Source organism: Escherichia sp. E10V10 (genome assembly GCF_004211985.1).
Classification (GTDB): Bacteria; Pseudomonadota; Gammaproteobacteria; order Enterobacterales; family Enterobacteriaceae; genus Escherichia.
The window spans coordinates 245,223-266,296 of the sequence record NZ_RHJO01000005.1; the positions used below are offsets into that span (position 1 = coordinate 245,223).

Below are 21,074 nucleotides of genomic sequence, written 5' to 3' on the forward strand. Positions count from 1 at the left end.
CAGCCCCTCCCTCCTTACAGTTCAGCGACAAGTTTATCCACGATGTCGCTGTTAGCAGCTTCATCCACGGAACGTTCGATGATCTTCTCGGCGCCAGCAACAGCCAGGATAGCAACTTGCTTACGCAGCTCTTCACGGGCACGTTTACGCTCGGCTTCAATTTCCGCCTGCGCCTGGGCCACGATTTTAGTACGTTCCTGTTCTGCCTCAGCTTTCGCTTCGTCCAGAATCTGCGAGCGGCGTTTGTTCGCCTGCTCGATGATTACCTGGGCTTCCGCTTTCGCTTTTTTCAGCTGGTCGGTCGCGCTGGCCTTTGCAAGGTCAAGGTCCTTATGTGCTCGTTCTGCAGAAGCAAGGCCGTCAGCAATTTCTTTTTGACGTTTTTCGATGGCTGCCATTAATGGCGGCCATACGTACTTCATGCAGAACAGAACGAACAGGACAAACGCGATGGCCTGGCCGAGGATTGTTGCGTTAAGATTCACAGCACAATGCCTCTATTTAGTTAACGTTCTGATATTGCTCTTTAAATAAAAGCAACGCTTACTACGCGACAGCGAACATCACGTACAGACCCAGACCTACAGCGATCATCGGGATAGCATCCACCAGACCCATAACGATAAAGAACTGAGTACGCAGCAGAGGAATCAGATCAGGTTGACGCGCTGCGCCTTCCAGGAATTTACCCCCGAGGATGCCGATACCGATCGCAGCACCGATTGCCGCCAGACCCATCATCACAGCGGCAGCCATGTACAGCAGATCCATATTCAGGTTTTCCATGACAGTCTCCAGTTTGTTTCAGTTAAAACGTAGTAGTGTTGGTAAATTAATGTTCTTCAGACGCCATCGACAGATAGACGATCGTCAGAACCATGAAGATGAAGGCTTGCAGCGTAATGATCAGGATGTGGAAAATGGCCCACGGCACATTCAGGATCCACTGTGACCACCACGGCAACAGACCAGCAATCAGAATGAAAATCAGCTCACCGGCATACATGTTACCGAACAGTCGCAAACCGAGTGAAACTGGTTTGGACAGCAGGCTTACCCCTTCAAGGATTAAGTTGACAGGAATGAACGCCCAGTGATTGAACGGCTGCAGCGTCAACTCTTTCGTGAAGCCGCCGATGCCTTTCATTTTGATGCTGTAGAACAGAATCAGGATAAATACGCCCAGTGCCATAGACAGCGTTACGTTCACGTCCGCAGACGGAACCACACGCAGTGCAGGCAGACCCAGTACATGTTCAGCAATGTACGGCAGCAGGTCGATAGGCAGTAAATCCATCAGGTTCATCAGGAATACCCAGACGAAGATCGTCAGGGCCAGCGGAGCAATCAGCTTGCTTTTGCCATGGTACATGTCTTTCACGCTACCATTAACAAAGCCGATCACCAGCTCAATCGCGGTCTGAAACTTACCTGGCACACCGCTGGTCGCCTTTTTGGCTACGCTACGGAATAAAACCAGGAACAACAGACCCAGCACCACCGAGAAGAACATGGAGTCAATATTAATTGTCCAGAAGGTGGCTGGGGGGTTATGCGGATCCACCAGCGAGAATGTACGCAGGTCCAGCTGAAGGTTATTCAGGTGGTGTCCTATGTAATCCTGCGGCGTCATATTTTCTGAAGCCATGATGCCTTTTACCCTTTGTTGTTAATTACAGCCGGTGCCAGTATCTGAACCACCAGCACCAAAACCCACGTAACGATCAGCGGCAAGAATACCGCCTTTAAAACAGCCAACGCCACCACCAGTAACACCAACATCGCCAGAACTTTGAAAGCTTCGCCAAATGCGAACGTCCAGGCCACCCGGCCTTTCGCTGGTGTATGCGCCTGGTGACGCCAGGCAAATATCATAAAAAAAACGTTAGGCAGAAAGACTGCCAGGCCTCCACTTAACGCAGAGACGCCCCAGAAGGGGTCTTTGAGGCTGAACAGCAATCCACTTGCTATCACCACCAGTAACTGAACGAGCAGAAGCTTCCGAGCAACGTTTCGACTCAAGAGCGACACAGACATCACGTTTTTCACTCCTGCTCCCTTCGAGGTATGCCGCGTGTCGTATAAAACTTTCTTTAAGGCTTAGAGTCAAGCATCAAAAAGCGGTCAAATTATACGGTGCGCCCCCGTGATTTCAAACAATAAGTAGCCAAAAGGTGAATAAATGTTTAAATATTTTTCCAGTGCATACAATTGCGACTTTTCTGCTAACCGTGGTGGATCATGAAAAACTGTAAATAACGCGTAAACACTAGTGGTAAAGCGTGCTTCAGATCACATATCGAGCATGTTCACCCGTAGCATATTTATTTACTTGGCAAATGATGCCTTTGCAAGCTTCTGATATTTCAGTCTAAAAACAGATACTCTTTTCACAAATAGCATTTACACAACAAAAACCACCCATTGACATTCTTAATAAAACTTTAACAGACAATTATGGTTCTTAGCGCCAATTTTTAGCAGCCTGATATTTTCACTAATGACTTATTTTCTGCTTACCAAAAAAAGCCACGTTACTTTGTTGATGCAAAATAGTGAACGTGGCGTTAAATGTAACCAGTTATATCAGTAGAAAACCTGGTTGTTGTTAACAGTCTAACCGGTCAATTTTTTATTATTTTTTTGATAAAAATTAAATTTTATTTGCTTTAATCACCACCAGATGACGTTCGCCATCCAGAGCGGGAACCTGAAGTTTAACCACTGATTCGACCTGATATTCTTCAGGCAGCAAAGCGATTTCATCTTCCGGCATTTGACCTTTCAACGCATAAAAACGGCCTTGCTCACCAGGAAGATGATGGCACCAGCTCACCATATCGTTCAAAGACGCAAAAGCGCGGCTAATTACGCCATCAAACGGCGGCTCTGACGGAAACTCTTCTACCCTGCTCTGTACTGGTTCAATGTTTTCCAGTTTCAGTTCATGTTGCACCTGACGGAGGAAACGCACGCGTTTACCAAGGCTATCCAGCAGCGTGAAATGGGCTTCAGGACGCACGATGGAAAGCGGTATGCCAGGCAACCCCGGTCCGGTTCCCACATCGATAAAACGCTCACCTTGCAAATATGGAGCAACGACAATGCTGTCGAGAATATGGCGTACCAGCATCTCGTTAGGATCGCGGACCGAGGTCAGGTTGTACGCCTTATTCCATTTATGCAGCATATTTACGTAGGCAATAAGCTGATTTTTCTGGTGATCGGTAAGCGAAATTCCTGCGTCTTTCAGCAGTGAAGAGAGTTTGTTGAGCACGGTGATTACCTGTTCTTGATGCGTTGCCAGGTAAGCGGGTGCTTACCTGGCATTTTTAATGCGTTATGCGCTACGACGCAGCATACCCTGTTTTTTCAGCCACACCAGCAGAATGGAGATGGCCGCAGGTGTGACGCCAGAAATACGCGAAGCCTGACCGATAGAGGCCGGTTTGTGATCGTTAAGTTTGGCGATCACTTCGTTAGACAGACCGGATACCTGGCGGTAATCCAGCGTCGCAGGCAGCAGCGTGTTCTCGTTACGCTGTTGCTTTTCGATCTCATCTTGCTGGCGCGCAATATAACCTTCGTATTTAACCTGAATCTCAACCTGTTCCGCCGCCTGTTCGTCTGTCAACGCAGGGGAAAACGGCGTCAGCGTGGTTAATTTTTCATACGTCATTTCCGGACGACGCAGCAGATCTTCACCGCTGGCTTCACGGGAAAGCGGCGCAGTCAGGTGAGCATTCACTTCGGCTGCCGCTTCCGCCGACGGGGTTACCCAGGTCGATTTCAGACGCTGACGCTCACGCTCGATGTTCTCAAGCTTCTCGTTAAAGCGCGCCCAGCGTTCGTCATCTACCAGACCCAGTTCACGACCGATTTCAGTCAAACGCAGATCCGCGTTATCTTCGCGCAGCATCAGACGATATTCTGCGCGGGAGGTAAACATACGGTACGGTTCTTTGGTACCCAGCGTGCAGAGGTCGTCCACCAGCACACCAAGATAAGCCTGGGAACGCGCAGGCGCCCAACCTTCTTTGTCTGCGGACAGACGGGCAGCGTTAAGACCGGCCAGCAAACCTTGCGCAGCGGCTTCTTCATAACCGGTAGTGCCGTTAATCTGACCAGCAAAGAACAGCCCCTGGATAAACTTACTCTCCAGCGTCGGTTTCAGGTCGCGCGGATCGAAGAAGTCATATTCGATGGCATAACCCGGACGCACGATCTTCGCATTTTCCATCCCCTGCATGGAGCGGACGATTTGCATCTGCACATCGAACGGCAGGCTGGTGGAGATACCGTTCGGATAAATTTCGTTAGACGTCAGCCCTTCCGGTTCAAGGAAGATCTGATGCTGATTTCTGTCGGCAAAGCGCATGACTTTGTCTTCGATCGACGGGCAGTAGCGTGGGCCGACACCTTCGATCACACCTGCGTACATTGGGCTACGATCGAGGTTACTGCGGATCACATCATGGGTTTTCTCGTTGGTATGGGTGATATAACACGGCACCTGCTGGGGGTGCTGGGCCGCATTGCCCATGAACGAGAATACCGGCATTGGGTTATCGCCATGCTGTTGCGCCAGCACGCTGAAGTCGATAGTGCGCGCATCGATACGCGGCGGCGTCCCGGTTTTCAGACGACCAACGCGCAGCGGCAGTTCACGCAAACGGCGAGAAAGCGGAATGGATGGCGGATCACCAGCACGGCCACCGCTGTAATTATCCAGACCGATATGAATTTTACCGTCGAGAAACGTTCCAACGGTGAGCACGACGGCTTTGGCACGGAACTTCAGTCCCATTTGGGTAACAGCACCAACCACGCGATCGTTTTCGACAATAAGATCCTCAACTGCCTGCTGGAAGATCATCAGATTCGGTTGGTTCTCCAGCGCCGTGCGTACCGCCTGACGATAGAGCACACGATCCGCCTGAGCGCGAGTAGCGCGAACCGCCGGCCCTTTGCTGGCGTTTAGTATCCTAAACTGGATACCTGCCTGATCGATCGCTTTCGCCATCAGACCGCCGAGTGCATCCACTTCTTTTACCAGATGTCCCTTCCCAATACCGCCGATCGCCGGGTTGCAGCTCATCTGCCCCAGAGTGTCGATATTGTGTGTCAAAAGCAGAGTCTGTTGACCCATACGCGCCGCGGCCATCGCAGCCTCGGTGCCTGCATGACCCCCGCCAATGATGATGACGTCAAAAGGATCCGGATAAAACATGGTGATTGCCTCGCATAACGCGGTATGAAAATGGATTGAAGCCCGGGCCGTGGATTCTACTCAACTTTGTCGGCTTGAGAAAGCCCCGGGATCCTGGGTATTAAAAAGAAGATCTATTTATTTAGAGATCTGTTCTATTGTGATCTCTTATTAGGATCGCACTGCCCTGTGGATAACAAGGATCCGGCTTTTAAGATCAACAACCTGGAAAGGATCATTAACTGTGAATGATCGGTGATCCTGGACAGTATAAGCTGGGATCAGAATGATGGGTTATGCACAACTCAAAAACTGAACAACAGTTGTTCTTTGGATAACTACCGGTTGATCCAAGCTTCCTGACAGAGTTATCCACAGTAGATCGCACGATCTGTATACTTATTTGAGTAAATTAATCCACGATCCCAGCCATTCTTCTGCCGGATCTTCCGGAATGTCGTGATCAAGAACGTTGATCTTCAGTGTTTCACCAATCTGTTTGGCACCGGAATTTTTGAGTTCTGCCTCGAGTTTATCTATGGCCCCACAAAAAGTGTCGTATTCACGACTGCCAATACCGATTGCGCCAAAGCGCACCGCAGAAAGATCGGGCTTTTGTTCCTGCAATGCTTCATAGAAAGGAGAAAGGTTGTCCGGAATGTCTCCGGCACCGTGGGTTGAGCTGATAACCAGCCAGATCCCAGAGGCAGATAAATCTTCTAACAGCGGACCGTGCAGCGTTTCGGTGGTAAAACCCGCCTCTTCCAGCTTTTCAGCCAGGTGTTCTGCTACATATTCGGCACCGCCCAGGGTGCTGCCGCTGATAAGAGTGATATCTGCCATAAACCGCCACCTTTATTAAGAGTGGCGTATTGTACGCTGTGAACGCGCTGGGATCTACCTGTGGAAAAGTATGGGATTAAAAAAGCTGATCAGGGCTTAATGGTACGCATGATCGGGTTCTGCAGGACGATCAATGTCTCGGTGGACTGAATTTCATCAATTGTTTGGATCTTGTTGATAAGTACATGCTGGAGGGCGTCGATCGAGCGGCACATTACTTTTATAAAGATGCTGTAGTGGCCGGTGGTGTAATAGGCTTCGGTGACTTCGTCGAGACTTTCCAGCTTTGCCAGCGCGGAAGGATAGTCTTTTGCGCTCTTCAGGATAATGCCGATAAAACAGCCTACGTCATAACCGAGCTGTTTTGGGCTGACGTCGATACGGGCACCGGTAATGATCCCCGCCTGCTTCATTTTCTCTACACGAACGTGAATCGTCCCCGGGCTTACGCCAAATTGTTTCGCCAGTTCGGCGTAAGCGGTGCGTGCATTGCCCATTAACGCTTCCAGGATGCCGCGGTCCAGATTGTCGATCAGATAATTTTCCATAGGATTTTCTTATGTGTATTGATGATTTATTCTATTTTAGCCTTCTTTTTTGACGAATCAAAAGTGAGTTAGGCTTTTTATTGAATGATTATTGCATGTGTGTCGGTTTTTGTTGCTTAATCATAAGCAACAGGACGCAGGAGTATAAAAAATGAAAACCGCTTACATTGCCAAACAACGTCAAATTAGCTTCGTGAAATCTCACTTTTCTCGTCAACTGGAAGAACGCTTAGGGCTGATTGAAGTCCAGGCACCGATTCTTAGCCGTGTGGGGGATGGCACGCAGGATAACTTGTCGGGCTGTGAAAAAGCGGTACAGGTAAAAGTGAAAGCTCTGCCTGATGCCCAGTTCGAAGTGGTTCATTCACTGGCGAAGTGGAAACGTCAGACATTAGGGCAACACGACTTCAGCGTGGGCGAGGGGCTGTACACGCACATGAAAGCCCTTCGCCCCGATGAAGACCGTCTTTCCCCGCTGCACTCGGTCTATGTTGACCAGTGGGACTGGGAACGCGTAATGGGCGACGGTGAGCGTCAATTCTCCACTCTGAAAAGCACAGTAGAGGCGATCTGGGCGGGAATTAAAGCAACCGAAGCTGCTGTTAGCGAAGAGTTTGGTCTGGCACCGTTCCTGCCGGATCAGATCCACTTCGTACACAGCCAGGAGTTACTGGCTCGTTATCCGGATCTCGATGCCAAAGGGCGTGAGCGGGCGATTGCGAAAGATCTTGGCGCGGTATTCCTCGTCGGGATTGGTGGCAAGCTGAGTGATGGTCATCGCCACGACGTGCGCGCACCGGATTATGATGACTGGAGCACCCCGTCAGAGCTGGGTCATGCGGGTCTGAACGGCGATATTCTGGTATGGAACCCGGTACTGGAAGATGCGTTTGAGCTTTCTTCCATGGGGATCCGCGTGGATGCCGACACACTGAAGCATCAACTGGCGCTGACCGGTGATGAAGATCGTCTGCAGCTGGAATGGCATCAGGCACTGCTGCGTGGTGAAATGCCGCAGACCATCGGCGGCGGTATCGGCCAGTCTCGTTTGACTATGCTGCTGCTGCAACTGCCGCATATCGGCCAGGTTCAGTGTGGTGTATGGCCGGCAGCTGTTCGCGAGAGCGTCCCTTCTCTGCTGTAATCGTTTATCGCCGCCAGCGTCTGAGCAGGCGGCTTCGCATCCCGGTATCAAAGCGCCAGATATGATCGAAAATGCGCATGATGCCGGGTTTGCCGTGTGCCGACATCGCCACGGCATGAAAGCGATGCTGATGTACCCGCTGCAACTCTTTCACTTTACTCGTCACATCGTCAGGCAACCGCTGGGCGATAAAATCAGAAATCACCACCGCATCAGCGTCAAACCATTCCCGACTTTGTAAGCGTTCCATAATGGCGCGAAAGCAACTGGCCAGATCGGTGCCGCCACGAAACTGCTGACTTAAAAAGCGGATCGCTTGTTCAAGACCTTGTGGGCCTGAAAGCTCGTAACGGACGATCTCGGTGGAAAATAACATAATATAGCAGCGTCGATTTTCAGCTAGGGCTATGCGCATCAAGGCCAGGCAGAACGCTTTCGCACACTGTTCATTAAAGCCGCCCATTGAGCCGGAAGTATCCACGCAGACAATAAACGGTCCGCGCGGCTGTTCGTCGTAATCTTTATGCACCACCGGGCGTTCGATCACTTTTTCACGCCACGACTCACCGTGCAGGCGATAGGTGAGCAACTGTTTTTCCACCAGCCGACGATAAAATTCATATTCCAGTTCAGTGATGCCCAGTGTCGCCAGTTCCGGCGGCAGAAGGCGTAAAATATCATCGCTTTGTTGCAGGCCATCAACCTGCTCAGGAACGGTTGCTGGTTCGCGCACCATGGTGCGGAAGGTTTCCATCTGCGCATCGTTGCGGGGGATTGATTTGGCCTCCCGCGAACGTCCCAGCTGTTCCGCCAGACGTTTCAGTTCCGGCTGTTCGTTAAGAAATTCCCCGTATTTCACAATCAACTGATAGTCGCCGCGTTTAAGCTGACCGGCGCTCATATCCCACAGACGACCGGCTGCGGTGTTGTTATCTGCCAGAACAGGTTCGAGCTGCCCGCTTAATGTCATGCGTTCCTGAACTTCGCTCAACAGTTGTTCGCGTTCTTCTTCTAATAACTGCTGATTCAGGGTCGTCGCTTGCACAATCAGGCTTAAGCGCCAACGCTGGAGAAAAAGCGTATGCAATGACGGAGTGATAGTGCTGTTAGCATCAACCAGCTGTCGGGCTTGTTCGGCCCACGGGGAATTCAGACGATGCAGTAAGTCCAGAATCTGGGGTAGCTGCACAATAAACTGCGGCGTGGAGAGAAGCTGGCTTTGCTGATAGCACATGACCTCTTCAGTGAGTTCCGGCGGGACACGCGCATCTTTCAGGCGGCTATGCAGCACCTCACGCCAGCGGGGAATATCATCGGTGATTGCCGCCTTGAGGCGCGGGAATTTTTCAAAGAATACCGCCAGCTGCGGTGAGGCCAGCAGCGCGATGATCATCTCTTCGATCAATCCCTCTTCGCTGACGGCCAGCATCACATTGAGCGTATCCAGTGTTAGCATTGTTGCGCCTGGCGAATCTGGGCGCCGACATCCTGTAGGCTGGCTTCAATGCGACCTAACCAGTCGCCAGGGATAAACAGACATTTTTGCTGTTCGCTGAATAAAACGTGTTGCTTACGCCAGTCGCTTTCAAGCTCGTCCAGTTGTTGTTTTATTTCACCTGGCAGACCTTCAGCCGATGAACCGGGGAGCGCCAGCATACTGCCTTGTAAACTTACATCGCGTACAACCAGATGTTGGGCGCTATCAACCTCCAGATTCAGTTTCTGGGCAAAGCCGATACCGTTCAGTTTGCCACGAATTTCACCACCTTTGCTCAGCCACTGTTCCAGCGCGCTACGCTCAAAGGAGATATGAACTACTTCCATATCATGCAGTTTTAACGGTTTTTGCAGCAGCAGAGTCAGATTGGAATCCGTAACGTTGACAGGAAGCTGATACTGCTGACGACGGCTGAAAATGCCGCCCAGACGAATTACCGTTAAGGCTGTTTTATCGCTTTGTTGCTGCTGGAGTTGCAGACGACGTTGCACAATCGCGCCCAGGCGGGTCAACATCCCTTGCTGTTGCCAGGCATGACCGGTCATCAATAAATCAATTTGTTGTTGAATCAAATTCAGGCTTTGCGCGTCATACCACAGGCAATCTTTCAGCAAGATAAGATCAACCGGGGCAACAGCACTGCGACCACTAAAAAAAGCGCTGGCCTGCAATAAGCGGATCGCTTTTTTCCAGCGACGATCGGAGACGTAAGGCGCATCTGGTAATTTATCCAGTTGCTGGCGCAGCATAAAAATCAGCTCAAATACATGATCGGGCAGCGTAATTTCACTAATCTCTTTCTGCCAGCGTTCATATTCTTCATCAGTGACCTGCAAGGCGGCAGGAACCGGATTGTTATTTTCATCTTGTTGGCTGGTCAGCATGGAGCGGAAATTCGCTTTATCCTGCACTTTATCTAACCACAGACGAATCAGCATGCGGTCATATAACGCTTCCAGACTGCTGTCTGCTTCCGGCAGCTCGTTGGAGGCCGCCACGAGCAAGCGCATCGGGATTTTTTCGACATGAGCACCGTTACGGAATTGACGTTCGTTAATAGCGGTTAGCAGGGTATTAAGAATTGCCGGGCCAGCTTTCCAGATTTCATCCAGAAAGACGATTTCTGCTTCCGGCAGGTAACCGCTGGTTAAGCGTTCATAGCGTCCCTCATCTTTTAACGCCTGAATGGAAAGGGGGCCAAAAACTTCTTCCGGGGTGGAGAAGCGGGTCATCAGATATTCAAAATCGCGCGCATTCTGGAAGGCGAATTTTAAGCGACGGGCGATCAGACTTTTAGCAATACCTGGGGGGCCAAGCAGGAACACGCTTTCACCACTTAATGCCGCTAACAAACACAGGCGGATGGCGTGGCTACGTTCATAAAGCCCCTTTTCCAGCGCGCTGCTCAGGCGGGAAATTCTTTCCGCTAATAAATGAGGGTGAGCCATAATGAAGTGGCGTCCTTTCGTCAAAAGTTCTGCGTAAATTGCGAGTATAGACGTTTCTTGCTGGTGGCAAAAATAGTCTCAAAGAAGGGATATTTTTCTTTGAGCCAGGTTAATGTGGCCGCATTTAGGAGTACGATTTTGCCGTTAATCGTGCATACTGAGCGCTTTTTTGTGGGCCAAGGGACTACGCACACATTTCATATTTCAACGAAAGACTAGTCTATGAGCACTGATAATAAGCAATCGTTGCCCGCGATAACCCTCGCGGCGATTGGAGTTGTCTACGGCGATATTGGTACCAGCCCGTTATATACACTTCGTGAATGTTTGTCCGGCCAGTTTGGTTTTGGCGTTGAACGCGATGCCGTGTTTGGCTTTTTATCGCTGATCTTCTGGCTGCTAATCTTTGTGGTTTCCATCAAATATCTTACCTTCGTGATGCGCGCGGATAACGCCGGAGAAGGGGGTATTCTGACGTTGATGTCGCTTGCCGGGCGTAATACGTCGGCTCGAACGACTTCAATGTTAGTGATTATGGGGCTAATCGGTGGCAGCTTTTTCTATGGTGAAGTCGTCATTACTCCCGCTATTTCGGTGATGTCTGCCATTGAAGGTCTGGAAATCGTCGCCCCGCAACTGGATACCTGGATAGTTCCCCTCTCAATCATCGTTCTTACTTTACTGTTTATGATTCAAAAACATGGCACTGCTATGGTCGGTAAGCTGTTTGCGCCGATCATGCTGACCTGGTTTTTGATTCTGGCAGGGCTGGGGTTACGTAGCATTATTGCTAACCCGGAAGTGCTGCATGCGCTAAATCCGGTGTGGGCGGTGCATTTCTTCCTTGAATACAAAACGGTTTCTTTTATTGCATTAGGGGCGGTGGTGCTGTCGATTACCGGAGTCGAGGCGCTGTATGCCGATATGGGGCATTTTGGTAAGTTCCCGATTCGCCTGGCGTGGTTCACTGTCGTCTTGCCTTCCTTAACCCTTAATTACTTCGGCCAGGGAGCGCTGTTGTTAAAGAACCCGGAAGCGATTAAGAACCCGTTCTTCCTGTTAGCACCGGATTGGGCGCTGATCCCGCTGCTGATCATCGCTGCACTGGCAACGGTGATTGCCTCGCAGGCAGTTATCTCTGGCGTCTTCTCATTGACGCGTCAGGCGGTACGTCTGGGATATCTTTCGCCGATGCGCATTATTCACACCTCCGAAATGGAGTCAGGGCAAATCTATATTCCGTTTGTGAACTGGATGCTCTATGTCGCGGTCGTGATTGTGATTGTCAGCTTTGAGCACTCCAGTAACCTGGCGGCGGCGTATGGGATTGCGGTAACCGGAACCATGGTGCTGACGTCTATTCTTTCGACTACCGTGGCGCGTCAGAACTGGCACTGGAATAAGTATTTTGTTGCGCTGATCCTGATAGCCTTCCTTTGTGTCGATATTCCATTGTTCACCGCTAACCTCGATAAACTGCTCTCCGGCGGCTGGTTGCCATTGAGCCTCGGTACGGTGATGTTTATCGTGATGACCACCTGGAAGAGCGAGCGTTTCCGCTTGCTGCGGCGGATGCATGAACATGGTAACTCTCTGGAAGCGATGATTGCTTCGCTGGAGAAATCACCGCCTGTTCGCGTGCCCGGGACCGCGGTGTATATGTCGCGTGCAATCAACGTCATTCCCTTTGCGCTGATGCATAACCTTAAACATAACAAGGTATTGCATGAGCGGGTGATTCTGTTAACTCTGCGCACCGAAGACGCGCCATATGTCCATAACGTCCGTCGGGTACAGATTGAACAACTGTCGCCCACTTTCTGGCGCGTGGTGGCAAGTTATGGTTGGCGAGAAACGCCAAACGTGGAAGAAGTTTTCCACCGCTGTGGCCTGGAAGGGTTAAGTTGCCGGATGATGGAAACCTCCTTCTTTATGTCCCATGAGTCGTTGATCCTCGGCAAACGCCCGTGGTACTTACGTTTGCGTGGCAAACTGTACTTGCTGTTGCAGCGTAATGCACTGCGTGCACCAGATCAGTTTGAAATCCCACCAAACCGGGTTATTGAACTGGGTACTCAGGTCGAAATCTAACGCCAGACGCCTCCTTTCTCCATAAAGGGGGCGTTTTTGTTTTTCATGCTTAATCACGATGTAAAACGTTTCGATATTGATCACATTTCAGTAACGTTGCGATGGTTTTCTCTGTTCAGTCAGGATTAAACTGCTGGTCAGCGAAACGTTTCGCTGATGGAGAAAAAAATGAAAAAAGGCACCGTTCTTAATTCTGATATTTCGTCGGTGATCTCCCGTCTGGGGCATACCGATACGCTGGTGGTGTGTGATGCTGGTTTACCCATCCCAAAAAGTACAACGCGTATCGATGTGGCATTAACCCAGGGCGTACCTTCTTTTATGCAGGTACTGGGAGTTGTTACGAGTGAAATGCAGGTTGAGGCAGCCATTATCGCGGAAGAGATCAAACAACATAATCCGCAACTCCACGAAACGTTGCTCACTCACCTTGAGCAGCTGCAACAACACCAGGGAAACGCCATTGAAATTCGTTACACCACGCATGAACAATTCAAACAACTAACCGCAGAAAGTCAGGCGGTAATTCGCAGCGGAGAATGTTCTCCGTATGCGAATATCATTCTCTGTGCTGGCGTGACGTTCTGAGGTCGTCATGGAAGCATTACTACAGCTTAAAGGCATTGATAAAGCCTTTCCGGGCGTAAAAGCCCTCTCGGGCGCCGCGTTAAATGTCTATCCGGGTCGCGTGATGGCGCTGGTAGGCGAAAACGGCGCGGGTAAATCCACCATGATGAAAGTGCTTACCGGTATCTATACTCGCGATGCCGGTACGCTTTTATGGCTGGGGAAAGAAACGACATTTACCGGGCCGAAATCTTCCCAGGAAGCCGGGATTGGGATTATCCACCAGGAGCTGAACCTGATCCCGCAGTTGACCATTGCCGAAAACATTTTCCTCGGTCGTGAGTTTGTTAATCGCTTTGGCAAAATTGACTGGAAAACCATGTATGCCGAAGCGGATAAATTGCTGGCTAAACTTAACCTGCGCTTTAAAAGCGACAAGCTGGTGGGCGATCTTTCCATCGGTGACCAGCAAATGGTTGAAATTGCCAAAGTGCTGAGCTTTGAGTCGAAAGTCATCATTATGGATGAACCGACAGATGCGCTGACTGATACCGAAACCGAATCCCTGTTCCGCGTCATTCGCGAGCTGAAATCGCAAGGGCGCGGCATTGTCTATATCTCCCACCGCATGAAAGAAATCTTCGAGATTTGCGATGACGTTACCATTTTTCGTGACGGGCAATTTATTGCCGAGCGTGAAGTGGCATCACTGACCGAAGATTCGCTGATTGAGATGATGGTGGGCCGCAAGCTGGAAGAGCAGTATCCACACCTGGACAAAGCGCCGGGAGATATCCGCCTGAAAGTCGATAATCTCTGCGGACCTGGCGTTAACGATGTCTCTTTTACTTTACGCAAAGGCGAAATTCTTGGCGTCTCTGGTTTGATGGGCGCAGGTCGTACCGAACTGATGAAAGTGCTCTACGGCGCACTACCGCGCACCAGCGGTTATGTCACGCTGGATGGGCATGAAGTTATTACTCGTTCACCGCAGGATGGCCTGGCAAACGGCATTGTGTATATCTCTGAAGACCGTAAACGCGACGGTTTAGTCTTGGGCATGTCAGTAAAAGAAAATATGTCGCTGACTGCGCTGCGCTACTTCAGCCGTACTGGCGGCAGTTTGAAGCATGCCGATGAACAACAGGCTGTGAGTGATTTTATTCGCCTGTTCAATGTGAAAACGCCGTCAATGGAACAGGCAATTGGCCTGCTCTCCGGTGGCAATCAGCAAAAAGTGGCGATTGCCCGCGGTCTGATGACGCGCCCGAAAGTACTTATCCTTGATGAACCTACCCGTGGTGTAGATGTCGGCGCGAAAAAAGAGATCTATCAACTGATTAACCAGTTCAAAGCCGATGGCTTGAGCATCATTCTGGTGTCATCGGAGATGCCAGAAGTATTAGGCATGAGCGATCGCATCATCGTCATGCATGAAGGGCATCTCAGCGGGGAATTTACTCGTGAGCAAGCCACCCAGGAAGTGTTAATGGCTGCCGCTGTGGGCAAGCTTAATCGCGTGAATCAGGAGTAAAAAAATGACAACCCAGACTGTCTCTGGTCGCCGTTATTTCACGAAAGCGTGGCTGATGGAGCAGAAATCGCTTATCGCTCTGCTGGTGCTGATCGCGATTGTCTCGACGTTAAGCCCGAACTTTTTCACCATCAATAACTTATTCAATATTCTCCAGCAAACCTCGGTGAACGCCATTATGGCGGTCGGCATGACGCTGGTGATCCTGACGTCGGGCATCGACCTGTCCGTCGGTTCTCTGTTGGCGCTGACTGGCGCAGTTGCTGCGTCTATCGTCGGCATTGAAGTCAATGCGCTGGTGGCTGTCGCTGCCGCACTGGCATTAGGTGCCGCAATTGGTGCGGTAACAGGGGTGATTGTGGCGAAAGGCCGCGTCCAGGCGTTTATCGCTACGCTGGTTATGATGCTTTTACTGCGCGGTGTGACCATGGTTTATACCAACGGTAGCCCAGTGAATACCGGCTTTACTGAGAACGCCGATCTGTTTGGCTGGTTTGGTATTGGTCGTCCGCTGGGCGTACCGACGCCAGTCTGGATCATGGGAATTGTCTTCCTCGCGGCCTGGTACATGCTGCATCACACGCGTCTGGGGCGTTACATCTATGCGCTGGGCGGCAACGAAGCGGCAACGCGTCTTTCTGGTATCAACGTCAATAAAATCAAAATCATCGTCTATTCTCTTTGTGGTCTGCTGGCATCGCTGGCCGGGATCATTGAAGTGGCGCGTCTCTCCTCTGCACAACCCACGGCGGGGACTGGCTATGAGCTGGATGCTATTGCGGCAGTGGTTCTGGGCGGTACGAGCCTGGCGGGCGGAAAAGGTCGCATTGTTGGGACGTTGATCGGCGCATTAATTCTTGGCTTCCTTAATAATGGATTGAATTTGTTAGGTGTTTCCTCCTATTACCAGATGATCGTCAAAGCTGTGGTGATTTTGCTGGCGGTGCTGGTAGACAACAAAAAGCAGTAATAACGACTACAGGACATCTTGAATATGAACATGAAAAAACTGGCTACCCTGGTTTCTGCTGTTGCGCTAAGCGCCACCGTTAGTGCGAATGCAATGGCAAAAGACACCATTGCGCTGGTGGTTTCCACACTCAATAACCCGTTCTTTGTATCGCTGAAAGATGGCGCGCAGAAAGAGGCGGATAAACTCGGCTATAACCTGGTGGTGCTGGACTCCCAGAACAACCCGGCGAAAGAGCTGGCGAACGTGCAGGACTTAACCGTTCGCGGCACCAAAATTCTGCTGATTAACCCGACTGACTCCGACGCGGTGGGTAACGCCGTGAAGATGGCAAACCAGGCGAACATCCCGGTTATCACCCTTGACCGTCAGGCCACGAAAGGCGAAGTGGTGAGCCACATTGCTTCTGATAACGTACTGGGTGGCAAAATCGCCGGTGATTACATCGCGAAGAAAGCGGGCGAAGGTGCCAAAGTTATCGAGCTGCAAGGCATTGCCGGTACATCCGCAGCCCGTGAACGTGGCGAAGGCTTCCAGCAGGCTGTTGCTGCTCACAAATTTAACGTCCTTGCCAGCCAGCCGGCGGACTTCGACCGTACCAAAGGTTTGAACGTAATGCAGAACCTACTGACCGCTCATCCGGATGTGCAGGCAGTGTTTGCGCAGAACGATGAAATGGCGCTGGGCGCACTGCGTGCGCTGCAAACTGCTGGTAAATCGGATGTGATGGTCGTCGGATTTGACGGTACACCTGATGGCGAAAAAGCAGTAAATGATGGCAAACTGGCAGCGACTATCGCTCAGTTACCCGATCAGATTGGCGCGAAAGGTGTCGAAACCGCGGATAAAGTTCTGAAAGGCGAAAAAGTTCAGGCGAAATATCCGGTTGATCTGAAACTGGTTGTTAAGCAGTAGTAGTCTTGGTCAGGTTTTATAACCTGATAGTGGCATCAATACGTCATCGACAGATGAACGTGTAATATAAAGAAAAGCAGGGCACGCGCCACCCTAACCCGGTGGCGCATTTTATGGACATCCCGAATATGCAAAACGCAGGCAGCCTCGTTGTTCTTGGCAGCATTAATGCTGACCATATCCTTAATCTTCAATCTTTTCCTACTCCAGGCGAAACCGTAACCGGTAACCACTATCAAGTCGCATTTGGCGGCAAAGGTGCGAATCAGGCGGTGGCAGCAGGGCGTAGCGGTGCGAATATCGCGTTTATAGCCTGCACGGGCGATGACAGTATTGGCGAGAGCGTACGTCAGCAGCTCGCTACTGATAACATTGATATTTCTCCGGTCAGCGTGATCAAAGGCGAATCAACAGGTGTGGCGCTGATTTTTGTTAATAGTGAAGGCGAGAACGTCATCGGTATTCATTCCGGCGCTAACGCCGCCCTTTCCCCTGTGCTGGTAGAAGCACAACGCGAGCGTATTGCGAATGCCTCAGCATTATTAATGCAGCTGGAATCACCACTCGAAAGTGTGATGGCAGCGGCGAAAATCGCCCATCAAAATAAGACTATCGTTGCGCTTAACCCGGCTCCGGCTCGCGAACTTCCTGACGAACTGTTGGCGCTGGTGGACATTATTACGCCAAACGAAACGGAAGCAGAAAAGCTCACCGGTATTCGTGTTGAAAGTGATGAAGATGCAGCGAAGGCGGCGCAGGTACTGCATGAGAAAGGTATCCGAACTGTACTGATTACTTTAGGAAGTCGTGGTGTATGGGCTAGCGTGAATGGTGAAGGTCAGCGCGTTCCTGGATTCCGGGTGCAGGCTGTCGATACCATTGCTGCCGGAGATACCTTTAACGGCGCGTTAATCACGGCGTTGTTGGAAGAAAAACCATTGCCAGAGGCGATTCGTTTTGCCCATGCCGCAGCTGCGATTGCCGTAACACGTAAAGGCGCACAACCTTCCGTACCGTGGCGTGAAGAGATCGACGCATTTTTAGACAGGCAGAGGTGACGCTTGGCTACAATGAAAGATGTTGCCCGCCTGGCGGGCGTTTCTACCTCAACAGTTTCTCACGTCATCAATAAAGATCGCTTCGTCAGTGAAGCGATTACCGCCAAAGTTGAAGCGGCGATTAAAGAACTCAATTACGCGCCATCAGCTCTGGCGCGTAGTCTCAAGCTTAATCAAACACATACCATTGGCATGTTGATCACCGCCAGTACTAATCCTTTCTATTCTGAACTGGTGCGTGGTGTTGAACGCAGTTGCTTCGAACGCGGCTATAGTCTTGTCCTTTGTAATACCGAAGGCGATGAGCAGCGAATGAATCGTAATCTGGAAACGTTGATGCAAAAACGCGTTGATGGCTTGCTGTTACTGTGCACCGAAACGCATCAGCCTTCGCGTGAAATCATGCAACGTTATCCGACAGTGCCAACCGTGATGATGGACTGGGCGCCGTTCGATGGCGACAGCGATCTCATTCAGGATAACTCGTTGCTGGGCGGAGATTTAGCGACGCAATATCTGATCGACAAAGGTCATACTCGTATCGCCTGTATTACCGGACCTCTGGATAAAACGCCTGCACGCTTGCGACTGGAAGGTTATCGGGCAGCGATGAAACGTGCTGGCCTCGACATTCCTGATGGTTATGAAGTGACTGGCGATTTTGAATTTAACGGCGGGTTTAACGCTATGCGACAGCTGTTATCACATTCGCTGCGTCCTCAGGCGGTCTTTACCGGAAATGACGCAATGGCAGTGGGTGTTTACCAGGCGTTGTACCAGGCTGGATTGCATGTCCCGCAGGATATCGCGGTGATTGGTTATGACGATATTGAACTGGCACGTTATATGACGCCACCGCTCACCACTATCCATCAACCGAAAGATGAATTGGGAGAGCTGGCGATTGATGTACTCATCCATCGAATGGCGCAGCCAACCTTACAGCAACAACGATTACAACTTACTCCGATTCTGATGGCGCGCGGCTCGGCTTAGATTTTTGCTGGCGTTTAATCAAATTATTACCATCAGTTGCCTTCAGGAGCATGAACATCGCTGCTGAAGCAACCGTAATAATCCCCATCGTAATAAACGTATAGTGGAATTGTTCAACAATCGTCGTACCTTCCATCCCTTCGTAAACGCGAAGAACGGCTGCGCTAACGGCTACGCCTAAACTGATCGATAACTGTTGCGTGACCGCCAGGACGCTGTTACCACTGCTGGCGTTGTCATCGGTCAGATCGGCAAGTGTTATGGTATTCATCGCGGTAAATTGCGTTGACATCGCCATCCCTAAAATAAACAACGGCAAAATTAGCATCCAGATCGCCATTGCCGGAGATTGCAATGAGAACTGGGCGATCATCAAACCAATAATCACCGTAATTCCCACTAACGTATGGCGATAGCCCAGACGCCGTAAAACCTGCGTAACCATCGATTTCGCAATAATGGAGCCTAACGCTATCGGTGCCATCATGCAGCCGGCAATAAACGCCTGATAACCAAATCCTACCTGTAACATCAATGGCATAAGGAACGGTACACAGCCGGTCCCCAGACGGGTTGCAATATTGCCTACGATACCGATCGAGAAAGTGCGGGTTTTAAATAAATTTAATGAAATTAATGGGTTTGGCGTTCGTCGCGCATGGAGAATATAGAGAAGCAGTAACACTATGCTGGCCACAATGACCGTTAAGGCAATCCAGGTTTCAACAATTTTCTCACCAAACAGTTCTATTCCACTTGAGAAGAGCACAAGGCTAAGACCAAACAGTAAAAAACCAGTGATATCAAATTTTCGACGTGCTGTGGTGAAGTTGGGCATATGTTTGCGAGCGTAAAGAAGGCCCGCAATACCAATGGGAATATTGATTAAAAAGATCCAGTGCCATGTTGCCCACGTGACTAACATGCCCCCAAGAACGGGCCCTAAAATCGGCCCTACCAGACCCGGCATGGCGACAAAATTCAGTACCGGGAGGAGTTCATTGCGTGGGTATGCGCGCAGTAACGCCAGGCGAGCGACCGGCATCATCATTGCGCCGCCTATCCCCTGAATAACACGGAAGATAACCAGTTGTGGCAGCGAGTTTGAGAGTGCGCAGGCCAGAGAACCCAACGTGAACAAGCTAACGGCAATGGTGAAAACGCGGCGTGTGCCGAAGCGATCGGCCAGCCATCCGCTGACCGGAATAAGCATCGCCACCGTCAGCGTGTAACTGATGATGGCCGATTGCATAGCGAGGGGGGAGCGATTAAGACTATGAGCGATATCGGGTAGGGCTGTATTCAGGATGGTGGCATCAAGTGCCTGCATGAAGAAAGCCATCGCCGCAATCCATGGCAAACCCGCCATACTGCGCTTCTTTTTCTCGCTCATTCAATGTCCCTTTGTCTGGTTATTATCACTTATCCGGAGTGTGTAGTAGCGCCTGACAAGCTTTAAATGCCGCGTTGCCATCGCTTTGGATAATCGCATCGACGATCGCCTGGTGCAGATCCAGCTTTATCACTGTGTCACTGGTTATTGACGTGAAGTAAGTGTGATAAACCGAATGGAATAGCGAAGCGAAAGAGGTCAAAAACGGATTGGCGCTCATTTCATAGATGTGCTCATGCCAGGCCATATCGACCTCAACCCAACGTTCTCGGCGAAAGTTATCTTTTAATGCGACCATTTCGGCCATTAGCGTGTTGAGATGCGCCTTCTGTTCTGCTGTTCCTACCGTTGCAGCCAGTAAACAGGCTTGCGGCTCCAGACAGATACGCATAACCAAAAAGTGATCAATGACCTGATGAAAGTTCTCTTCTGTCATCCACCAGGTGAGTAATTCCTGATCAAGAAAGTTCCAGTTGGATTGTGGCATGACCCGAGTACCAATTCGTGGACGCGGTAAAACCATCCCCTTTGCCGTTAACGTCTTGACCGCTTCGCGTACCGCAGTACGACTCACACCAAATTGCTCACCCAGTTCAATTTCACCCGGCAAAATGGTGCCAGGTGCGTATTCACCTTTTAAGATTCGTTGTGCCAGCTTCTCAGCCAGAACATATGAAAGGTTTTTCTGTGCAGCTAACTGTTGTGCGCTTAAAGGCATTACTTATCTTCCTTTTTCTTTTTATTCCTCTTTAGTATGCCACCTGGAAGTGTGATTGCGGTTGCAAAAACGGCAAATTGCTTGTTTTATGGCACGCTTACAGGTGTTTTGCTGAAAAAACGCGCATTCGGAAAATTATTTT

At 50.4% G+C, this 21,074-nt stretch carries 20 protein-coding genes; 8 read left to right on the forward strand and 12 right to left on the reverse strand.

Annotation, left to right across the window (positions count from 1 at the left end; translation table 11 throughout):
• Positions 1-14 precede the first annotated feature (14 nt).
• From atpF to asnC, 8 genes are all read right to left on the reverse strand, one after another.
• On the reverse strand, positions 15-485 hold the full coding sequence (gene atpF / locus D9736_RS12135) for a F0F1 ATP synthase subunit B (protein ID WP_001052219.1): 471 nt from the start codon (positions 483-485) through the stop codon (positions 15-17).
• A 61-nt stretch (positions 486-546) separates the two neighbouring features.
• Complete coding sequence (atpE, locus tag D9736_RS12140) at positions 547-786, reverse strand: F0F1 ATP synthase subunit C (RefSeq protein WP_000429386.1); 240 nt, start codon at positions 784-786, stop codon at positions 547-549.
• Positions 787-832: 46 nt separating this feature from the next.
• The gene (gene atpB, locus D9736_RS12145; RefSeq protein WP_000135618.1) at positions 833-1,648 is read right to left on the reverse strand and encodes a F0F1 ATP synthase subunit A; all 816 of its coding nucleotides are present in this window, start codon (positions 1,646-1,648) and stop codon (positions 833-835) included.
• 8 nt (positions 1,649-1,656) lie between these two features.
• Positions 1,657-2,037 (reverse strand): F0F1 ATP synthase subunit I, encoded by a 381-nt coding sequence (gene atpI / locus D9736_RS12150; protein ID WP_130206826.1) that lies wholly within the window; start codon positions 2,035-2,037, stop codon positions 1,657-1,659.
• A 616-nt stretch (positions 2,038-2,653) separates the two neighbouring features.
• A complete protein-coding gene (rsmG, locus tag D9736_RS12155) occupies positions 2,654-3,277 on the reverse strand; it encodes a 16S rRNA (guanine(527)-N(7))-methyltransferase RsmG (RefSeq protein WP_033804388.1) in 624 nt (207 codons plus the stop codon).
• A gap of 63 nt (positions 3,278-3,340) precedes the next feature.
• Positions 3,341-5,230, reverse strand: coding sequence for a tRNA uridine-5-carboxymethylaminomethyl(34) synthesis enzyme MnmG (mnmG, locus tag D9736_RS12160; protein WP_130206830.1), 1,890 nt, complete (start codon positions 5,228-5,230; stop codon positions 3,341-3,343).
• A 378-nt stretch (positions 5,231-5,608) separates the two neighbouring features.
• Positions 5,609-6,052 (reverse strand): FMN-binding protein MioC, encoded by a 444-nt coding sequence (mioC, locus tag D9736_RS12165; protein WP_130258403.1) that lies wholly within the window; start codon positions 6,050-6,052, stop codon positions 5,609-5,611.
• A gap of 89 nt (positions 6,053-6,141) precedes the next feature.
• Positions 6,142-6,600 carry a transcriptional regulator AsnC gene (asnC, locus tag D9736_RS12170; protein WP_000432970.1) on the reverse strand — a complete coding sequence of 153 codons (459 nt, stop codon included), beginning with the start codon at positions 6,598-6,600 and terminating at the stop codon, positions 6,142-6,144.
• 151 nt (positions 6,601-6,751) lie between these two features.
• Here asnC and asnA point away from each other — a divergent pair, with 151 nt between their 5' ends.
• Positions 6,752-7,744 carry an aspartate--ammonia ligase gene (asnA, locus tag D9736_RS12175; protein ID WP_046081397.1) on the forward strand — a complete coding sequence of 331 codons (993 nt, stop codon included), beginning with the start codon at positions 6,752-6,754 and terminating at the stop codon, positions 7,742-7,744.
• Positions 7,745-7,748: 4 nt separating this feature from the next.
• Here the strand turns inward: asnA and viaA are convergent, their stop codons facing one another.
• Entirely contained in the window at positions 7,749-9,200 is a 1,452-nt protein-coding gene (gene viaA / locus D9736_RS12180; protein ID WP_130215076.1) for an ATPase RavA stimulator ViaA, read from the reverse strand.
• On the reverse strand, positions 9,194-10,690 hold the full coding sequence (ravA, locus tag D9736_RS12185) for an ATPase RavA (protein WP_130258404.1): 1,497 nt from the start codon (positions 10,688-10,690) through the stop codon (positions 9,194-9,196). Before ravA ends, viaA begins: the two co-directional genes overlap by 7 nt.
• Positions 10,691-10,912: 222 nt before the next feature.
• On the opposite strand from ravA, the gene kup reads away from it, so the two are divergent.
• The 7 genes from kup to rbsR all read left to right on the forward strand — a co-directional run bounded on the left by kup (position 10,913) and on the right by rbsR (position 18,821).
• Positions 10,913-12,781: a low affinity potassium transporter Kup gene (gene kup, locus D9736_RS12190; RefSeq protein ID WP_086218933.1), complete on the forward strand. Its 1,869-nt coding sequence runs from the start codon at positions 10,913-10,915 to the stop codon at positions 12,779-12,781.
• 168 nt (positions 12,782-12,949) lie between these two features.
• Entirely contained in the window at positions 12,950-13,369 is a 420-nt protein-coding gene (gene rbsD / locus D9736_RS12195) for a D-ribose pyranase (RefSeq protein ID WP_130258405.1), read from the forward strand.
• A gap of 7 nt (positions 13,370-13,376) precedes the next feature.
• Complete coding sequence (rbsA, locus tag D9736_RS12200) at positions 13,377-14,882, forward strand: ribose ABC transporter ATP-binding protein RbsA (protein ID WP_130258406.1); 1,506 nt, start codon at positions 13,377-13,379, stop codon at positions 14,880-14,882.
• Positions 14,883-14,886: 4 nt separating this feature from the next.
• The gene (gene rbsC, locus D9736_RS12205; RefSeq protein WP_000211858.1) at positions 14,887-15,852 is read left to right on the forward strand and encodes a ribose ABC transporter permease; all 966 of its coding nucleotides are present in this window, start codon (positions 14,887-14,889) and stop codon (positions 15,850-15,852) included.
• Between the two features lie 24 nt (positions 15,853-15,876).
• Complete coding sequence (rbsB, locus tag D9736_RS12210) at positions 15,877-16,767, forward strand: ribose ABC transporter substrate-binding protein RbsB (protein WP_001056273.1); 891 nt, start codon at positions 15,877-15,879, stop codon at positions 16,765-16,767.
• 128 nt (positions 16,768-16,895) lie between these two features.
• Complete coding sequence (rbsK, locus tag D9736_RS12215) at positions 16,896-17,825, forward strand: ribokinase (protein WP_130258410.1); 930 nt, start codon at positions 16,896-16,898, stop codon at positions 17,823-17,825.
• Positions 17,826-17,828: 3 nt separating this feature from the next.
• Positions 17,829-18,821: a ribose operon transcriptional repressor RbsR gene (gene rbsR, locus D9736_RS12220; protein ID WP_130258407.1), complete on the forward strand. Its 993-nt coding sequence runs from the start codon at positions 17,829-17,831 to the stop codon at positions 18,819-18,821.
• Here the strand turns inward: rbsR and mdtD are convergent.
• Both mdtD and D9736_RS12230 read right to left on the reverse strand, forming a co-directional pair.
• Positions 18,787-20,214 (reverse strand): multidrug transporter subunit MdtD, encoded by a 1,428-nt coding sequence (mdtD, locus tag D9736_RS12225; protein ID WP_130215066.1) that lies wholly within the window; start codon positions 20,212-20,214, stop codon positions 18,787-18,789. The two genes, rbsR and mdtD, sit on opposite strands and share 35 nt — an antisense overlap.
• Before the next feature lie 25 nt (positions 20,215-20,239).
• A complete protein-coding gene (locus tag D9736_RS12230; protein ID WP_130222537.1) occupies positions 20,240-20,932 on the reverse strand; it encodes a FadR/GntR family transcriptional regulator in 693 nt (230 codons plus the stop codon).
• Positions 20,933-21,074 lie beyond the last annotated feature (142 nt).